The 15,923-nt window shown below is 64.6% G+C and carries 15 protein-coding genes; all 15 read left to right on the forward strand.

Going from position 1 to position 15,923, the window contains the following annotated elements; translation table 11 throughout:
• Nucleotides 1–37 precede the first annotated feature (37 nt).
• The 15 genes from B8V81_RS13500 to B8V81_RS26160 all read left to right on the forward strand — a co-directional run bounded on the left by B8V81_RS13500 (nt 38) and on the right by B8V81_RS26160 (nt 14,716).
• Nucleotides 38–490, forward strand: coding sequence for a prepilin peptidase (locus B8V81_RS13500; protein ID WP_052333532.1), 453 nt, complete (start codon nt 38–40; stop codon nt 488–490).
• Nucleotides 491–634: 144 nt separating this feature from the next.
• Entirely contained in the window at nt 635–1,540 is a 906-nt protein-coding gene (locus tag B8V81_RS13505; RefSeq protein ID WP_028600220.1) for an SAF domain-containing protein, read from the forward strand.
• A 1-nt stretch (nt 1,541) separates the two neighbouring features.
• Nucleotides 1,542–2,777 (forward strand): CpaE/TadZ family protein, encoded by a 1,236-nt coding sequence (locus B8V81_RS13510; protein WP_028600221.1) that lies wholly within the window; start codon nt 1,542–1,544, stop codon nt 2,775–2,777.
• Nucleotides 2,725–4,074 (forward strand): TadA family conjugal transfer-associated ATPase, encoded by a 1,350-nt coding sequence (locus B8V81_RS13515; protein ID WP_043111750.1) that lies wholly within the window; start codon nt 2,725–2,727, stop codon nt 4,072–4,074. The genes B8V81_RS13510 and B8V81_RS13515 overlap by 53 nt, the downstream gene beginning before the upstream one ends.
• Nucleotides 4,061–5,002 carry a type II secretion system F family protein gene (locus tag B8V81_RS13520; RefSeq protein WP_028600222.1) on the forward strand — a complete coding sequence of 314 codons (942 nt, stop codon included), beginning with the start codon at nt 4,061–4,063 and terminating at the stop codon, nt 5,000–5,002. The genes B8V81_RS13515 and B8V81_RS13520 overlap by 14 nt, the downstream gene beginning before the upstream one ends.
• Nucleotides 5,002–5,937, forward strand: a complete 936-nt coding sequence (locus B8V81_RS13525) for a type II secretion system F family protein (RefSeq protein WP_028600223.1) — start codon at nt 5,002–5,004, stop codon at nt 5,935–5,937. The genes B8V81_RS13520 and B8V81_RS13525 overlap by 1 nt, the downstream gene beginning before the upstream one ends.
• 58 nt (nt 5,938–5,995) lie before the next feature.
• Entirely contained in the window at nt 5,996–6,211 is a 216-nt protein-coding gene (locus B8V81_RS13530; RefSeq protein ID WP_043111752.1) for a Flp family type IVb pilin, read from the forward strand.
• Nucleotides 6,156–6,626 carry a TadE/TadG family type IV pilus assembly protein gene (locus B8V81_RS13535; protein WP_164820199.1) on the forward strand — a complete coding sequence of 157 codons (471 nt, stop codon included), beginning with the start codon at nt 6,156–6,158 and terminating at the stop codon, nt 6,624–6,626. The genes B8V81_RS13530 and B8V81_RS13535 overlap by 56 nt, the downstream gene beginning before the upstream one ends.
• A gap of 10 nt (nt 6,627–6,636) precedes the next feature.
• Nucleotides 6,637–8,427 carry a hypothetical protein gene (locus tag B8V81_RS13540; RefSeq protein WP_146000496.1) on the forward strand — a complete coding sequence of 597 codons (1,791 nt, stop codon included), beginning with the start codon at nt 6,637–6,639 and terminating at the stop codon, nt 8,425–8,427.
• A gap of 19 nt (nt 8,428–8,446) precedes the next feature.
• The gene (locus B8V81_RS13545) at nt 8,447–8,743 is read left to right on the forward strand and encodes a hypothetical protein (RefSeq protein WP_028600225.1); all 297 of its coding nucleotides are present in this window, start codon (nt 8,447–8,449) and stop codon (nt 8,741–8,743) included.
• A gap of 52 nt (nt 8,744–8,795) precedes the next feature.
• The gene (locus B8V81_RS13550; protein ID WP_101808541.1) at nt 8,796–10,235 is read left to right on the forward strand and encodes an S-layer homology domain-containing protein; all 1,440 of its coding nucleotides are present in this window, start codon (nt 8,796–8,798) and stop codon (nt 10,233–10,235) included.
• A gap of 1 nt (nt 10,236) precedes the next feature.
• Nucleotides 10,237–11,049: a pilus assembly protein TadG-related protein gene (locus B8V81_RS13555; RefSeq protein ID WP_028600227.1), complete on the forward strand. Its 813-nt coding sequence runs from the start codon at nt 10,237–10,239 to the stop codon at nt 11,047–11,049.
• Between the two features lie 280 nt (nt 11,050–11,329).
• On the forward strand, nt 11,330–13,933 hold the full coding sequence (locus B8V81_RS13560; protein ID WP_101808542.1) for a glycosyl hydrolase: 2,604 nt from the start codon (nt 11,330–11,332) through the stop codon (nt 13,931–13,933).
• A gap of 178 nt (nt 13,934–14,111) precedes the next feature.
• A complete protein-coding gene (locus tag B8V81_RS26155) occupies nt 14,112–14,390 on the forward strand; it encodes a GNAT family N-acetyltransferase (RefSeq protein WP_339279328.1) in 279 nt (92 codons plus the stop codon).
• Nucleotides 14,387–14,716 carry a GNAT family N-acetyltransferase gene (locus B8V81_RS26160; RefSeq protein ID WP_339279330.1) on the forward strand — a complete coding sequence of 110 codons (330 nt, stop codon included), beginning with the start codon at nt 14,387–14,389 and terminating at the stop codon, nt 14,714–14,716. Before B8V81_RS26155 ends, B8V81_RS26160 begins: the two co-directional genes overlap by 4 nt.
• Nucleotides 14,717–15,923: the final 1,207 nt, after the last annotated feature.

Consider the following 15,923-nt stretch of genomic DNA (forward strand, 5'->3'; position numbering starts at 1 on the left):
GACACAATGGGTGGCATTAGAAGGAAGGGATCCGATTTTGAGCGGCTGGCTATATGTGCCTTTGGGACTGCTGCTGGCATACAGCGTCGCGACCGACCTCGCCGTACGGAAAATCTACGATCATGCCACGATCCCGGCGCTGCTGTACTTCGTCGCGCTCCATGCGGTCCATCCGGCGGGAGCAGGCATTCTCGCCGCGCTCGGCGGAGCGGCGGGGCTGCTGGCCGCCGGGCTGCTCGTCGCCTTCCTCTCCCGAGGCTTGTTCGGAGGGGGAGACATCAAGCTGCTGGCCGCCATCGGCGCGGCGCTCGGAGCCTTGGGCGGCTTGGCCGCCATGACGGCGGGATTTCTCGCGGCAGGGCTGCTGGCTTGGCCGCTGCTGCTTCTGCGCAGGCTCATGCCCCGCCGCGTCAGCGCGGCAGAGCTGCCGATGGCGCCGTTTTTCGCCGTCGGCGCCGGCGCCGTGATGCTGGCGGCGTGGGCGGGCTGAGCCCGGCTGCCTGCCGCATCCGGATGCCGCCCGCATCCGATTCCGAACGTCCGCCCAGCGCGGCATGGCTCCCATCCGCCCGGATCTGGGCTCCGACGATTCACCGCATTGCCCCTACATCATCGACCAAGAGGTGTTCAGACGATGTTCGAATCCAAGCGGCGCGCGCTGCTGCTGCTGCTGCTCTCGCTAGCCTTCGGAGCGGCGGCCGTCATTCTCTTCTCCAGCTACATGCAGGAAACGAAAGACAGTCTCGGCGAGCTGGTCACCGTGCAGGTGGCGGGCAGCGACATTCCGGCCGGCAGGGTGATCGACGAGACCTTGCTCGAGGAGCAGGAGCTGCCTCGGAAATACATGCTCGACAGCCTGATCGAATCGCCCGCCGATCTGATCGGCCGCGTCTCGATGGTTCCGATCGTCAAAGGAGCCGTCATCACGCAGGCGATGCTGCGCGACAACAGCCTCGTCTCGGGCGACTTCCGCCAAGTGCTGCTGCGCGCCCCGCTGGCGGTGTTCGACGATCAGATCGACGCTTACGATCAGGTCGACCTGCTCATCTCCTACGAGCAGGACGGCGAGGGCGGCCAGACGGCCGGAGCCGACCGGCGCACGACGCAGGTGCTGCTCAAGGGCGTTACCGTCAGCAGCGTGCACAAGACCGGCGACGAGATTACGGCCGTCGGCGTCATGGTCAAGCTCGCGGATGCCAAGAGCGTCGTGTGGGCGCTCAACTACGGCAAGGAGGTGCGGCTGCTCAAGACCGGGAACGCCAAGGCCGCGCAGGAAAAAGGGTCCCTGCCGGACGCAGCCGCGCCGAGCGCTTCGCCGCCCGCGTCTCCGGTCCCGTCGGCCTCGCCGGCAGCGGGCGCCGCATCCGGCGCCGCATCCAGCTCCGGCGCTGCCGGGACCGCGCCGGATTCCGGCACGGCCGGCGCCGCGCCGGGCTCCGGCTCGGCCGCCAAGACGCAGGCTGCCCCGGACTCCGCCGCCAAGCCAAGCCCGTCCGTGAAGCCGTCTCCGTCCGCTTCGCCGGCGAAGGGAGGACAATGACATGAGCGACAACGCCAAGCTCGCCCTCATTACCGACGACAGCCGGCTCATGCAGCAGCTGCGGCAGAACGTGACGTTCCTCAACTTCACGATCGGCGAGCAGATCGCCAAGCCGCGCGAGGCCTACATGGAGCTGAGCCCGGCGGAGCCGCGCGTCGTCCTGCTGGCGGAGCCGCTGGAGGCGATCGACCTGACGGCGGTCGTGCAGCAGCTCAAGAAGGTCAACGAATCGGCGCCGATCCTCTATCTGAGCCGCAGCGGCGACTTCGCCCAGATCCGCGAGCTGTACCGCGCCGGCATCGCCGACGTGCTGCGCATCCCCGACGAGCTCGACCAGCTGGAGGCGTCGGTGCAAAAGGCGCAGCGCCTCGTCCGCGCCTACCGGGGCGGACCTGCGGGGCGCGCGAGCCGCGCGTCCGGCGGCCGCATCTATGCCCTGTACAGCGCGTCCGGCGGCTCCGGGACGACGACCGCCGCGCTTCATTTGTCCCAGATGCTGGCGATGAAGCCCGGCGCGCGCGTGCTGCTCGTCGACCTCAACATGCAGTACGGCGGCCTGCAGCACTACCTGGACATCCAGGCCGAGCGGGATCTCGGCGACCTCAAGTCGGTGCTGCAGGAGCTGACGTACAGCCAGCTGAGCAATGTCCTGTACAAGCTGGACCCGTCCGGCGTCCAGGTGCTGCTGTCCCCGGCGCATCCGCAGGAGGCGGAGACGTTCGGCGGCAGCGACATGGAGCTGCTGTTCAGCGCTTGCCGCCAGCATTTCGACTACATCGTGCTCGATCTGCCCAAGCCGCTCGACGAGGTGTCGATCGCGGCGCTCGGCAACGCCGACCGCGTGCTGTACCTGCTCGCCGTCGACCGTCCGTCGATTGTGCGGATGAAGCATGCGCTGGACATCATCGACCGCTACCATCTGACCGATCCGGAGCAGCTGTCGATCGTCGTCAACCGCCACAGCAAAAAGGCCGACGTGACGCTGGACGATCTCGCCAAGATGGTGTCGGTGCCGGTCATCGGGGTCATCCCGGAGGACGTCAAGCGCGGCCTGCAGACCCGGATGAATGTCGGCAAGCCGCTGCATGTCGAGCCCGGCATGAAGATCAAGCGGATGCGCGGCCCGCTCAAGGAATACGCCGAGCTGGCGAAGCGGCTGCTCCAGGAAGAAGGAGGCGAGGTCCATGTCGATCTTCCAGCGGCTCAGCAGCAGCTTGGACGACAGGCCGGCTTCTGAGAAGCCGCAGGACTTTCTGGACGGACTGTTCAACCACTACAAGGAGCGGCTGCTCAAGGAGACGAACCTCGACCAGCTGATCCGGCTCCCGACCTACCAGAAGCGCAAGACGATCGAGAAGCTGATCACGGAGATGATGGAGCAGGAGAAGGTCATCATCACGCAGATGGACAAGACGCGCCTGCTCGACATGATCCTCGACGATTCCGTCGGCTACGGGCCGCTCGAGCCGCTGCTGCAGGACGACGAGATTACGGAGATCATGGTCAACGGCCCGAGCGAGATCTACATCGAGAAAAAGGGCCGGATCAGCCAGGCGAGCGTCCAGTTCAAGAACCAGGACCATATCCGGCACATCATCGACCGCATCGTCGCCCCGATCGGACGGCGGGTGGACGAGAGCTCGCCGCTCGTCGACGGACGGCTCGAGGACGGCAGCCGCGTCAACGCCGCGATCCCGCCGATCGCCTTGCACGGCCCCGTGCTGACGATCCGCAAGTTCAAGAAGGATCCGTACGGCATGAAGGACCTGCTCGGCTTCGGCTCGCTCTCCGAAAAGATGGCGCGGTTCCTCGAGGCGGCGGTCGCCGGCAAGATGAACCTGCTCATCTCGGGCGGCACGGGCAGCGGCAAGACGACGCTGCTCAACATCGTCTCCGCGGCGATCCCGGTCGGCGAGCGGGTCATCACGATCGAGGACATGGCCGAGCTGCGGCTCGGCCGCAAAAACTGCGTCTCGCTCGAGGCTCGCCCCGCCAACATGGAGGGGACGGGCGAGATCACGATCCGCCATCTCGTCAAGAACGCGCTGCGCATGCGCCCCGACCGCATCATCGTCGGCGAGGTGCGCGGCGGCGAGGCGCTCGACATGCTGCAGGCGATGAACACCGGCCATGAGGGCTCGCTCACGACGATCCACGCCAACTCGCCCAAGGATGCGATGAGCCGGCTCGAGGCGATGATCCTCATGTCCAACGCCTCGATGACGGCGGATGTCGTCCGCCCGTTCATCAGCGCGGCGATCCAGCTCGTCGTGCAGACGCTGCGCCTGCCGGACGGCACGCGCAAGATCGTCTCGATCGCGGAGGCGGCGGACGAGGACGGACAGCTGAAGCTGAAGGAGCTGTTCCGCTACCGGCGGACCGGGACGGACAAAAACGGGCTCGGCATCGGCCATTTCGAGACGACGGGCTACGTGCCGGAGTGCCACGGCAAGATCGCCGCGCTCGGCTACGACCTCGGCCTCGACTTCTACTTGCCGGACCGCGAGGGGGAGATGAGCCATGCCGGAGCATAGCCTGTTCCTGCTGACCGTGTTCGCCGCGGCCGCGCTCGGCCTGTACGGCATGATCGAGCTCGTGCAGGCGCGGCGGGGCATGAACGCGCTCAGCCGCAAGCTGACGCCGCTGCATACCGAGGAGGCGCGCGCGAGCCGCAGCGCCGTCCGCCGGCTGTCGCTGCGGCTCGACGCCTCCGACTACGGGCGAGGCTGGGCGGACCGCCTCCAGGCGGCGCATATCAAGCTGACGCCGCTGCAGTGGCTGTCGCTGCTGAGCGGCGCATGGGCCGTCATCAGCCTGCTGATCGCGAGCCTGCTCAGCCTCGGCTTTCCGTACAACCTGCTCATCGCCTATCTGGCGGTCAACCTCGGCTCCAAGCAGATTCTCAAGAGCCGCCGGCAGAAGTTCGGCGAGCAGATCAACCGGCAGCTGCCGGAAATCTGCCGCATGCTCTCGAGCTGCGTGCGCGCCGGCATGAGCATCCAGCAGGGCATCGATATGGTCGCGCGCGAGATCAAGCCTCCGGCCGGCTTCCTGTTCCAGACGATGTCGCGCGAGCTGCAGATGGGCACCGGCGTCGGCGACGTGCTGGAGCGGGTGCATGAGCGCTTCACGAGCAAGGACATCCGGCTCATGACGCAGACGATCCTCGTGCAGCGGCAGGCGGGCGGCAACCTCGGCGCGGCGCTCGACCATCTGGCGCGCACGCTCGAGGAGCGCGAGCGGGTGAACCGCGAGATCAGCAACCAGACGGCGGAGTCCCGCTACATCGCGGTGACGCTGGCGCTCATGCCGGTCTTTCTCGTGTTCGTGTTCAACATGGTGTTCAAAGGCTTCATCACCCCGATCTTCACGCTGCCGGGCCTGATCCTGCTGGCGGCGGTCGTCGTGCTGATGGCGATCGGCTTCGTGCTGATCCAGAAAGTATCCCGGATAAAGGCGTGATGCAGATGGAATGGCCGGTCAGGCTGCTCTACGCGGCCCTCGGACTGTGGACGCTGTCGATGGCGCTGTTCGGCTGGTTCTGGATCAAGCGGATCTCGCTGATGCAGCGGCTTGGACTCATCGAAAAGGAAAAGAAGAAGAAGGACCGGCTGCCGGCCCGGATCGCCGCCCTCGTCTTCCGCTGGTCCGAGGGGCTGACGCCGCTCGGGCGCAGGTTCAAGCTGTTCGCCAGCGACGAGCTGCTGGAGCGGCGGCTGGCGCTGGCCGGGCACCCGCACGGGCTGACGCTGGACACGTTCTACGGCTTCCGCTTCCTTTGCCTGTTCGCGGGCCTGCTCGTCGGCACGATGCTCTCGCTCATCGGCTTCAGCTCGATCTTCGTGCTGCTGCTGTTCGGCCTCGGCCTCGTCTGGCCGTCGCTCTGGCTGCGCTCGGCCGCAACAGGCCGGCAGGAGCAGATCGGCGTCGACCTGCCGGACTTCATGGACGCGATGAGCGTGACGCTGCAGGCGGGCGTGCCGCTCGATCCGGCGATGAAGCAGATCGTGCGCACGATGGAGGGGCCGCTGCGCGAGGAGCTGAGCCGCTTCCAGCAGGAGCTGGACATCGGCGTGCCGCGCGAGCAGGCCTACATGCGGCTCATGGACCGCAACCAGTCCAAGCCGCTCGAGATGCTCATCCTGTCGCTCCTCCAGGGCAGCCGGCTCGGCGTGCCGATCTCGAGCACGTTCAAGACGCTCGCCGAGGACATGCGCGATGTGCGCGTCTCGGCCGTCAAGGAGCGGGCCGCCAAGGCGGGGCCGAAGGTGACGCTGATCACGACGTTTGTCATCCTGCCCGGCGTCATCCTGTTCATCGTCGGCATGCTGGTGCTCAACTTCATCTACAACCCGGAAGGCATCGGCTTCAGCTGGGACGGGCTGAACGGGCTGTAAGCGGACGGGATTCCCGCTTCCGCAGGCCGCATTCGACTTGAGAGGAGGTGACTTCCCAATGATCCGGACTCTTGGCATTCATCTGTACGCAAAAGCACAGCAAGCGCGCAGCTATCTGAGCAACCAGCGCGGAGCGCAGGCGATCGAGTACATCGGCATCGCGGCCGTAGCCGTCGTGCTGATCATCGCGTTACTCTCAATGTTTGGGGATGGTGGCATTGCTTCGAAGCTCAAGGAGAAAATCGAAGGCTTCATCGACAAGATCAAGATCTAAGGGCGCTTCGGGCGGACGGCAAGCGGTCCGCCCGCTTTTCCGTTCGCTGCGCGACGAGCGCGGGGCGCAGGCGATCGAGTTCGTCGGCATCGTCCCGCTGTTCCTGCTCATGGTGCTCGTCGTCGTGCAGTTCGCGCTCGTCGGCATGACGGCCGTCGTGGCCAAGCAGGCCGCGATGGAAGGCGCTCGCGCCGCGATGGTCGCGGACGGCGCCGGCCCCCATTATGAACAAGCGGTCCGCAACACGGCGGGCAGCTACGGCATCCGTGAAATCTCCCGCTCCGAGAGCGGTGAATATGTGACCGTGCGCGTCGTGCTGGAGTCGCCGATGGTGACAGGCTCGCTGTTCGGCTCCGGCTGGGCGGTGCCGATAAGCACGCAAGTGACGGTCATGAAGGAAAAAGCGAACGAATAGGTTCATGGAGGTGAGACCGATTCGAATCCGCAGCTGGACGCGCGCCCTGATCCTGCTGATGCTGCTGCTGGGCGGCGCGGCGCATGCCGCCGTGCCGGCTCTGGCGGAGGCGGACAGCGGCATCGGCACCGGGCTGGACTCCTATGAGATACCCGACAAAGGCGCGGAGAAGCCGGCCTCCTCGATCGAGGTCGCGGTGCCGGACGGCTCGACCGGCAGGCCGGACTACGACGCCGGCGATGCCGCCTCGCCGGGACCGCCCGATCCGGGGGCGACCGGCGACAGCGACGATACGGACCCGGGATCAGCGGATCCGGGCGAGGTCGATCCCGGCAGCGCCGATCCCGGCCAGACCGATCCGGGCGGGGCGGATCCCGGCGTCACGGATCCCGGCGGGGCAGATCCGGACGGAACGACCGATCCGGGCCGCGTCGATGGCGGGAATACCGACACGGACGGGACGACCGACAGGGACGGCACGACCGACACGGACGGCACGACTGATCCGGATGGGACGACCGATCCGGATGGGACGACCGATCCCGGCAGCACCGATGGCGGCGACACCGAGCCCGGTGATACCGACTCTGGCGACACCGACTCCGGCGACACTGGCTCCGGCGACACCGATCCCGGAGACATCGATCCAGGCACTTCCGATCCTGGCGGCGCCGACACCGACGGCGGCAAGCCGTGGTATGAGAAGCTGTGGGACAATACCGTGCAGTTTGCCAAAGGCGCCGGCGGAGGCTTGCTCGGCGCAGCGATCGTCGTCGGCGTCGTCGTCGGGGTGGCGGCGATCATCGGCATCACGTTCGCGGCGCCGGTCATCATCGCGGCGCTCGTCGTCGGCGCGATCGCGGGCGGCATCTACGCGCTCGTCGCCGGAGACAGCTTCAGCTTCGTCAAGGCGATGGGCATCGGCGGGCTGGCGGCAGGAACCGTGCTGACGCTCGGCCACGCCGGCGTGTTCGGAGCGGTGCGCGGAGGCATCCAGCTCGTCCGCTCCGCCGGCCTCAAGAGCGCGCTGCGCACGGCAGGCTCCCGCATGGCCAGCTTTGCCAAGTCCGCCATGGGCAATCTCAAGAGCGGCTTCCTGAACATGGCGAAGCATCCGGTGGCGGCGTTGAAAAGCACGCTGACGTCGAAGACGTTCCAGTTCAGCACGGCCGTCAACATGGTCATGAACATGGGCATCAAGATGACGTTTGAAGGCAAGCTGCCGACAGTAGGCGAAGTCGGCCTGATGGCCGTCGAAAGCTTCGTCGGCGCGCTTGTCTTCGACCGGGTCGGCGACGCTCTCGGCGCGGCGGCGCGCAGCCCGCTCGGCAAGCGGGTGGCGGCGACCTTTTCCCAGACGTTCGAGAACGTCATGGTCGCGCTGGCGAAGCCCAAGGAAAAGCTGGATCCCGAGACAGCCGCGGCGTCCGGCTTCTTCAAAGGCTTCGTGCTGCAAAGCCTGTTCGGCGGCCGCTTGAACCGGCTGCGCTCCGAGCAGGACATCGGCACCTCGTTCTCCGATCTGGGCGGGCGGACCGTCGAAACGGTCGTTCCGAACCGCAACCGGACGATCACCAACATCGAGCTCAATCGGATCTGGAACGACACGGCGAACGCGAACAACATCAGCCGCTGGGACGATAGCGGCAATCGCGTGACCCAGCGACAGCTCGACCAGCTGCAGCGGAATCAGGACGCGCTCGACCGGCTGCAGAGCCGCGAAGGATCGCTGCAGGAAGCGGTGGAGGTCGGCGGCGACGAGGCGATCAAGCAAGGCAAGCCGCTGCTGGACAAGAATTGACTCGGAAAGGAAGCTTTCCATGATCGAAAAAATCAGACGCATGGATGAAAAGAAGCTGACCAAGGCGATGACGGCGGCCAATATCTTCTTCATCGCAGGCTGCTTCCTGATCGCGTATCTCGGCGGCAACCATGACTATATTACCTTCGAGACCGGCATCTGGCTCTTCCTGTTGTTTTTCCTGCCCGCGCTGGCCGTCATGATCCTGATGTACATCCGGGGCGACGCGCAGACGCGGCGCTCCTACCTCATCCGGATCGTGCTGGCGGTCGTCGTGTTCGGCGGGCTCAACCTGTATCGCTTCTATATGAATTGACTCTGTGACTCTACTACCCGGCTGCGCAAGCCGGAAAAAAGGCTGTGAATCGATGAAGCCCTCTTCTACGAGCAAGGCCGCAGCCTTGCTGCTGCTCACCGGCATGGTCGCCGCAGCCTGCTCCGGCGGCAACGCCGAGCAGCCGTCGCCCAAACCGTCGGCGGCCGCTTCGCCGTCCGCGACCGAAGGACCGGTCGGCACGCCGGTGCCGACCGCATCCGCGGCGCCGGCATCCGTCGTCGTCACGGATATCGGCGATCACAAGTTCCGCGAGCAGATCGTCAAGCTGCTCGAGAGCGGGATCGCGACGCCCTCTTCAGGAGGCTTGTTCGAGCCTTCCGCGCCGGTCACGAAGGGCGATTTCCTCCGTTGGATGACCGCTTACGACGACAAAGGCCTGGAGGACGCAGACCTGTCGAAGCCGCCGATGTATCCCGATCTCGAAGCGGACAGTCCCGATTACGGCTGGATTCATGGACTGGTCGAGGCAGGCCGGCTCGGGGCCGAGCCTGGCAAGCCGCTGCAGCTGGACGGGCCGCTGCAGCGCGGCGAGCTGGCGCGGCTGTGGGCCTGGTACCAGGACCGCGCGTCGATTAAGAATTCGAATCGGGACCGTCTTTCATCCGAGGTGGTGATCATGAGCCGCGAGGACCGCAAGGAGATTCCCGAGCCTTACATTCGCGCGGTCGCGCACTATGTATCCGTGGCAGACGGGAAGCCGTATCTCCGGACGTTCGGCGACACGTCCCGCCTGGCGGCAGAGGCGCTCGTCAGCCGCTCGCAGGCCGCGTACTGGATCGTCGAGAACGCGGGCGAGGAGTCGGGCGGAGACGGCTTCTCGCCTCCCGCGCCTAAGGTGCAGGTCGAGGTCCAAGGCATCGAGGAGGCCGCCCCCGCTGCCGCCCCGTCCGACATCGCCGGCCACAAGCGCGAAGCCGCCGTCGCCAAGCTGGCCGGACAGGTCGCCGGCGTGCTGGACGGCTCGGGGGCTTTCCGCCCGGACGAGCCGATCCTGCGCTTCGAATTCATCCGCTGGATGGCGGCGTACGACGACAAGGGCGTCATTCCTTTCCGCGCGCCGGAGCCGACCTACTCCGACGTCAAGCAGCAGGACGAAGGCTACGAGCTGGTGGAGGGCCTGACGCAGGCCGGCATCATCTCGGGCTTCCCCGACGGCACGATGCGGCTGTCCGAGCCGCTCACCCGCGAGCAGCTGACCGTGCTGTGGGGCTGGTACCAGCGCTACGGCCTCGTCGTCAAGCCTTTGGCGGCGGAGGTATCCGAGGTCAATCTGCGCAACTTCGAGGATCGGGACAAGGTCGGCAAGATCTTTCTCGGCGGCGTTCAAGCCTACGTCAGCTCGAACTGGGACACGCCGCCGTACCTCGATACGTTCGGAGCGGACAAGAAGCTCGAGCCGCAAAAGCCGGTCACGCGCGCCGAGGCGGCCTACTGGATCACGCAGAATGCCGAAGTCGAGGCGGAGGACTGAGATGGACGCGCTCGACGGAGCGAGGCGCGGCCGGCTGGCGCGGCTGCTGCGCGACGAACGCGGAGGCATGTCGCTGCTCGGCATCGGCATGATGGCGATGTTCATTCTGCTCGCGATCTATCTGTTCTACTTCTACACGGTGTTCATCGAGAAGCGCCAGGCGCAGAACGTCGCGGACGCGGCGGCGCTGGCGGCGGTGGAGACGATCAAGGAGCTGTACGAGGAAGCGCTGGAGCAGGAGGCGGGCGTCCAGGCGCGCAAGCTGCATGAAGGCGAGCAGGAGGCGCGGAGGACGCCGGAGCCGACTCCTACGCCCGTGCCGACGCCGACGCCGAGCTCGCCGGCGGGAGAGCTGCCGGACGCGACCGCCACGCCGACGCCGAGCGCTCTGCCATCCGAGCGGGGCGAATTCGACGACGAGCGCCTCTATGACGAGATCGTCGAGGAAGAGCGGTTTCGCGATGCCGGCTGGCTGTCGGACAACTGGATGCGCATCGTCCGGGAACGGTATTTCGCCGACTCCTTCACCGCCACGCGCAACGGCGATCTGCTCTACGACACGGTCAAGCGCCAGTCGGGCCGCATCAGCGCGGCCGCCCGCGAGACGGCCCGGCGCAACGAAGGCTTGCCGAACGGCGGACTGGAGTTCCCGTACGAGCGCAAGCCGAAGTTCCTGCTGGAGTCGGGCCGTACGATCACCCTCGAGACGATCGGCATTCGGAGCGACTTGACGGCCAAGGCGGCGGCGGCGCTCGGCTCCAAGGAGATTCCGATCGACGTCAGCAGCAAGGTGCCGATGATGATTTACTGGTAGGCAAGGCAGCAGGGCTAGGCCGGCTCTTCCGAGCGGGCAGCGAAACCGACAAGCGCCATGGAGGCGGCTTAGGCGCCTCCCTGGCGCTTTTTTTGGGCTTGGAGAGATCGGGCCAAGCGCAGCCATCCATGTGAAATAATGGGAATCGACCTGAAATCCGATGCCTAGGAACGGTTGTCCCGTCCTGCTACGCTGGAGGAGAGAGGAGCTGATGGCGACAAAATATGAAAGCGTTTCCTTATCGGCTTGATCTCCATCCCATTTCCCAAGGAGGACCATGATGAACAAACGAATCGCCTGGCTGCTGCTGCTCAGCCTGCTCGCCGCGGTCGCCGTCCCGGCCGGAGCGGCTACCGCCTATAGCGGCGAGGTCGCGCTCGGCGCGGGCTCGTACTCGACGGTGCTGCCGCCCGGAGCGGTCAACGTGCAAAGCCAGATCTACAAGACGGGCAACGTCACCGGCGCGATGCCGACCAACGACTGGTGGAGCAACCTCGCCTGGGACACGTACTCGGAAGCCCAGTATCCGCATCCGCTGGCGATGAAAAACGGCTCCGGCGGCATCCGCATCTACTATCCGGGCAACCGGATCACGGCCAACTCGAGCTGCGTCTGCGGCTGGATCAACGACATCCACGACTTCACGGTCGGCCACTCGGCCGTCGCGAGCTTCCCGGACGCCAAGGTCGACGGCTTCAGCGACTGGTTCGTCAAAGCCCAGTACAAGAGCGGCGCGAGCGAGATGAACGTCAGCTACGGCCACGGCTCGCCGTATGTGTATTTCACCTACGCGGGCGGCAGCCCGAAAATCAGCTTTTATGACACGCCGACGATCTGGTCGGGCAGCGCCTCGACGCCGGTGCTCGGCATCACGGTCGCGGGCGCGCATTACGGCCTGTTCGGCGCCAGCGGCACGACGTGGAGCGGCATCGGCGGCAAGACGCTGACGAACAGCGGCACGAGCTACTTCTCCGTCGCGGCGCTGCCGGACAACTCCGCGGCGACGCTGTCGAAGTTCGCCCAGTACGCCTACTCGCATGTGACGGGCACGACGGCCAGCTATTCGTACAACGCCTCCGCCAGCGAGGTGACGACGACGTACGCGTTCACGACTCAGGCCAAGCAGGGCACGCAGACGGGCACGCTGTTCGCGCTCTATCCGCATCAGTGGAAGAACAGCAGCACGGCGCTGACTTCGTACACCTACAACTCCGTGCGCGGCCAGATGAAGGTGGGGGAAGGAAGCTCCTTCCAGACGAAGATGAAGTATTACGGAGTATTGCCTAGCCTGCCGGACAAAGGCTCGTACAACCGCCAGCAGCTGCAGCAGTACGTCGACCAGGCGGAAGCCGAGACGTACACGGGCGACGGCGACACGTACTGGATCGGCAAGCGCCTCGGCAAGCTCGCCTCGCTCGCCCCGATCGCCGACCAGGTCGGCGACACGACGGCGGCGAACAAGTTCCGCAGCGAGATCAAGACGATCCTGCAAAGCTGGTTCAAGTCGAGCGACAGCGCCGGCAATCTGAAATCGTCGCAGGTGTTCTACTACAACAACACCTGGGGAACGGTCATCGGCTACCCGGCCAGCTACGGCTCGAACAACGAGCTGAACGACCATCATTTCCACTATGGCTACTTCATCAAGGCGGCCGCCGAGATCGCACGCGTGGACAAAGCCTGGGCGACGCAGTGGGGACCGATGGTCAACCTGCTCATCCGCGACATCGCGAGCAGCAGCCGCAGCGACTCGATGTTCCCGTACCTGCGCAACTTCGATCCGTACGCGGGCCACTCCTGGGCGGCCGGCCATGCGCGCTTCGGCGACGGCAACAACAACGAATCCTCCTCCGAGGGCATGAACGCCTGGGCGGGCATGATCCTGTGGGGCCAGGCGACCGGCGACACGACCGCGCGCGACACGGGCATCTACCTGTACACGACCGAGATGAACGCGATCAACGAATACTGGTTCGACGTCAACAACCAGAACCGACCGGCCGGCTTCACGCGCTCCACGGCGAGCATGGTATGGGGCGGCAAGACCGTCGGCGACGGCACCTGGTGGACCGGCAACCCGGAGGAAGTGCACGGCATCAACTGGCTGCCCTTCACCGGCGCCTCGCTCTACCTGACGCAGTACCCGGACTACACGACGCGCAACTACAACGCGCTGGTGTCGGAGAACGGCGGCACGAGCTTTGACGCGTGGGAGGACCTGATCTACATGTACCGCGCGATCTCGAACCCCGGCGAAGCCAAAAGCTTCTGGACCTCGCGCGGCGGCGCGCTGTCGGCAGAAGCGGGCAATTCCAAAGCGTTCGCGTACCACTGGATCTACAATCTCGACGCGATCGGCAACCAGGACCGCACGGTCACGGCCAATACGCCGGCCTATGCCGTGTTCAACAAAAACGGCGTGAAGACCTACACCGCCTACAACCTGACGAACTCGGCGATCACGGTGACGTTCTCCGACGGCAAGACGATGAGCGTGCCGGCGAACGGCTCGGCGACGGAAGGCGCGGGCGGCAGCAATCCGACCCCGACGCCTACACCAACGCCAACGCCGACGGCGACGCCAACGGCGACACCGACGCCGCCGGCTGGCCAGACCTACACCCATGCGGACTTCACCGCCACGGTGACGAAGAGCGGCTCCTCGGAGTCGATCGCGTTCACGCCCAGCACCGCCGCGGTCTATGTGGACGTCCACTATCTTGTGAACGGAGCGAACCAGCAGAACGTGCGCATGGTCAAGAGCGGCTCGACCTGGACGCACACGATCCAGGGGCTGGCCTCCGGGCAGTCGATCGAGCTGTGGTTCACCTACGAGAAGAGCGGCCCTCAGTATGATTCGCCGCATTATACGTATACACATTAGCGATTAGACAGGCGGCGTAGGAGCAACGACTAAAGGAGCGTCCGTACCGTTCTAACGAGCGGTTCGGACGCTTTTTCGGTTGGAACCCGTTATAGTCGTTTTTGCTCCGCCTTGAAGCTCCCGGCGGTGTTAGGATGAATGAGAAGACATCATTCGATGGCCGATAGGGGGCAGATTCATGGGAAATCATGTTTCATCTAGCGGGGAGGATCAGCTCTTCCAGCTCGACGGGGAGCACATCATGCTGAGAGAGTTCATCGCCGAGGATCTGGATCGTTTTCACTCCTTGACCTGGCAGCCGGAGATTCATTCCTACTTGCCGGGCTGGAACGTATCCAAGGACACGCGCAAGGAGTGGCTTCTCCAATATGAGATTCCGGAGACCAAGCGGTTTCTGCAGGCGGTCAAGCAAAAAGAAGACGTCGGCGAGCTGCGTCTTCGGTTGGGTATTTTTTGAAGGAGACGGGGGAGCTGATCGGCTGGTGCTGCTCCGGAATCAAGGATGAGCTGCCCTGGCCGAACCGCGAGATCATGTACGCCGTCTCCAAGGATCATCGAGGCAGAGGCTATGCGGCTCAAGCGGCACAAGCGATGATACGTTATTTGTTTGATCAGGCCGATGTCGAGGCTCTGTGCGCGGTCGCGCTTGTCCGCAACCTGCCGTCCAATCGAGTCCTCGAAAAATGCGGGTTTGATTTTCAGGGCAGGCTGGAGATCGAGCAGGATGAGTACAACTCTTATGTTCTCCGAAGGAGCAATGGGGAGAGGGCGATGACGGAATAGACATGAGGAAAATTCTTGTTGGAATCTCGGACACTTGCCTAGCTGACTTGGATTAAGCTTTGGCTGCGGGAAGAATACAAAACAGGTAAGCGCGGCAGCATGTCGCGTTTACCTGTTTTCTCGTTGTCGTGGATTGGGGGAGTGCGGGGAAGGGCAAGGTGTGGCAGGCGTTAATCGCTGGAGCTCGGGCATTTCTTCCTTCTTCCCGTGTAGGAAGCGACGTTAGGATGTTATTGTGCCATACGTGGCCATGTTTAGTTTTAGTCCATGCTCCCCATGGGGGAGTAACTCAAAGCCCCTTTCTGGCCCCGAGCCCTCCTGACCGTTTCAACCCATGCTCCCCGTACGGGGAGTAACCTTGATGAAGTACATGCCGATCAGCGTCGAGTTCTCGTTTCAATCCACGCTCCCATGCGGGGAGCGACGATGATCGGAAACGTGCTGGCGATGGTCTACGAAGTTTCAATCCACGCTTCCCATGCGGGGAGCGACGCCGGCCCGGGCGATCTTGTGCGTGCCTTGATTGCGTTTCAATCCACGCTCCCCACACGGGGAGCGACCGACACCAGTTTGCCAATGAGATGATTGACGCGGTTTCAATCCACGCTCCCCACACGGGGAGCGACGGAGAGCTTGAAAATCCAGAGCAACGGGACGCCATGTTTCAATCCACGCTCCCCACACGGGGAGCGACGTTGGGCTGTTTTACGTCGGGACTTCCAATACCGTTTCAATCCACGCTCCCCACACGGGGAGCGACGTTGACGCTCCTTCTGCTGATGCCGGCGCATCATGGTTTCAATCCACGCTCCCCACACGGGGAGCGACGGACGAGGCGGTGTTCCATAACCGTTATCCGTCCGTTTCAATCCACGCTCCCCACACGGGGAGCGACGGCAAGGGTCGTAACGGATTGGCTCTGGAGGGTATCGGTTTCAATCCACGCTCCCCACACGGGGAGCGACGAGACGGGCAACAAGCGCCGCCTGACCGGTCCCGAGTTTCAATCCACGTTCCCCACACGGGGAGCGACTACGCGACGCTCTCGACCAAAATCGGCAACATCTCGTTTCAATCCACGCTCCCCACACGGGGAGCGACGAGTATGCAAACTTAATGTTTGACAATACATTTGCGTTTCAATCCACGCTCCCCACACGGGGAGCGACAGGAGATCAACGCGAATGTCTTTTTGATGGAACAGGTT

The organism is Paenibacillus pasadenensis (assembly GCF_002864175.1).
In the GTDB taxonomy this organism is placed as follows: domain Bacteria; phylum Bacillota; class Bacilli; order Paenibacillales; family Paenibacillaceae; genus Paenibacillus_O; species Paenibacillus_O pasadenensis.

What these genes read in the sequence shown, in the direction of transcription:
- B8V81_RS13510 (WP_028600221.1), top strand. Translation starts at nt 1,542, where the DNA reads ATGAGCGACAACGCCAAGCTCGCCCTCATTACCGACGACAGCCGGCTC.
- B8V81_RS13550 (WP_101808541.1), top strand. Translation starts at nt 8,796, where the DNA reads ATGAAGCCCTCTTCTACGAGCAAGGCCGCAGCCTTGCTGCTGCTCACC.
- B8V81_RS13525 (WP_028600223.1), top strand. Translation starts at nt 5,002, where the DNA reads ATGCAGATGGAATGGCCGGTCAGGCTGCTCTACGCGGCCCTCGGACTG.
- B8V81_RS13520 (WP_028600222.1), top strand. Translation starts at nt 4,061, where the DNA reads ATGCCGGAGCATAGCCTGTTCCTGCTGACCGTGTTCGCCGCGGCCGCG.
- B8V81_RS13505 (WP_028600220.1), top strand. Translation starts at nt 635, where the DNA reads ATGTTCGAATCCAAGCGGCGCGCGCTGCTGCTGCTGCTGCTCTCGCTA.
- B8V81_RS13560 (WP_101808542.1), top strand. Translation starts at nt 11,330, where the DNA reads ATGAACAAACGAATCGCCTGGCTGCTGCTGCTCAGCCTGCTCGCCGCG.
- B8V81_RS13515 (WP_043111750.1), top strand. Translation starts at nt 2,725, where the DNA reads ATGTCGATCTTCCAGCGGCTCAGCAGCAGCTTGGACGACAGGCCGGCT.
- B8V81_RS13555 (WP_028600227.1), top strand. Translation starts at nt 10,237, where the DNA reads ATGGACGCGCTCGACGGAGCGAGGCGCGGCCGGCTGGCGCGGCTGCTG.
- B8V81_RS26155 (WP_339279328.1), top strand. Translation starts at nt 14,112, where the DNA reads ATGGGAAATCATGTTTCATCTAGCGGGGAGGATCAGCTCTTCCAGCTC.
- B8V81_RS13545 (WP_028600225.1), top strand. Translation starts at nt 8,447, where the DNA reads ATGATCGAAAAAATCAGACGCATGGATGAAAAGAAGCTGACCAAGGCG.
- B8V81_RS13530 (WP_043111752.1), top strand. Translation starts at nt 5,996, where the DNA reads ATGATCCGGACTCTTGGCATTCATCTGTACGCAAAAGCACAGCAAGCG.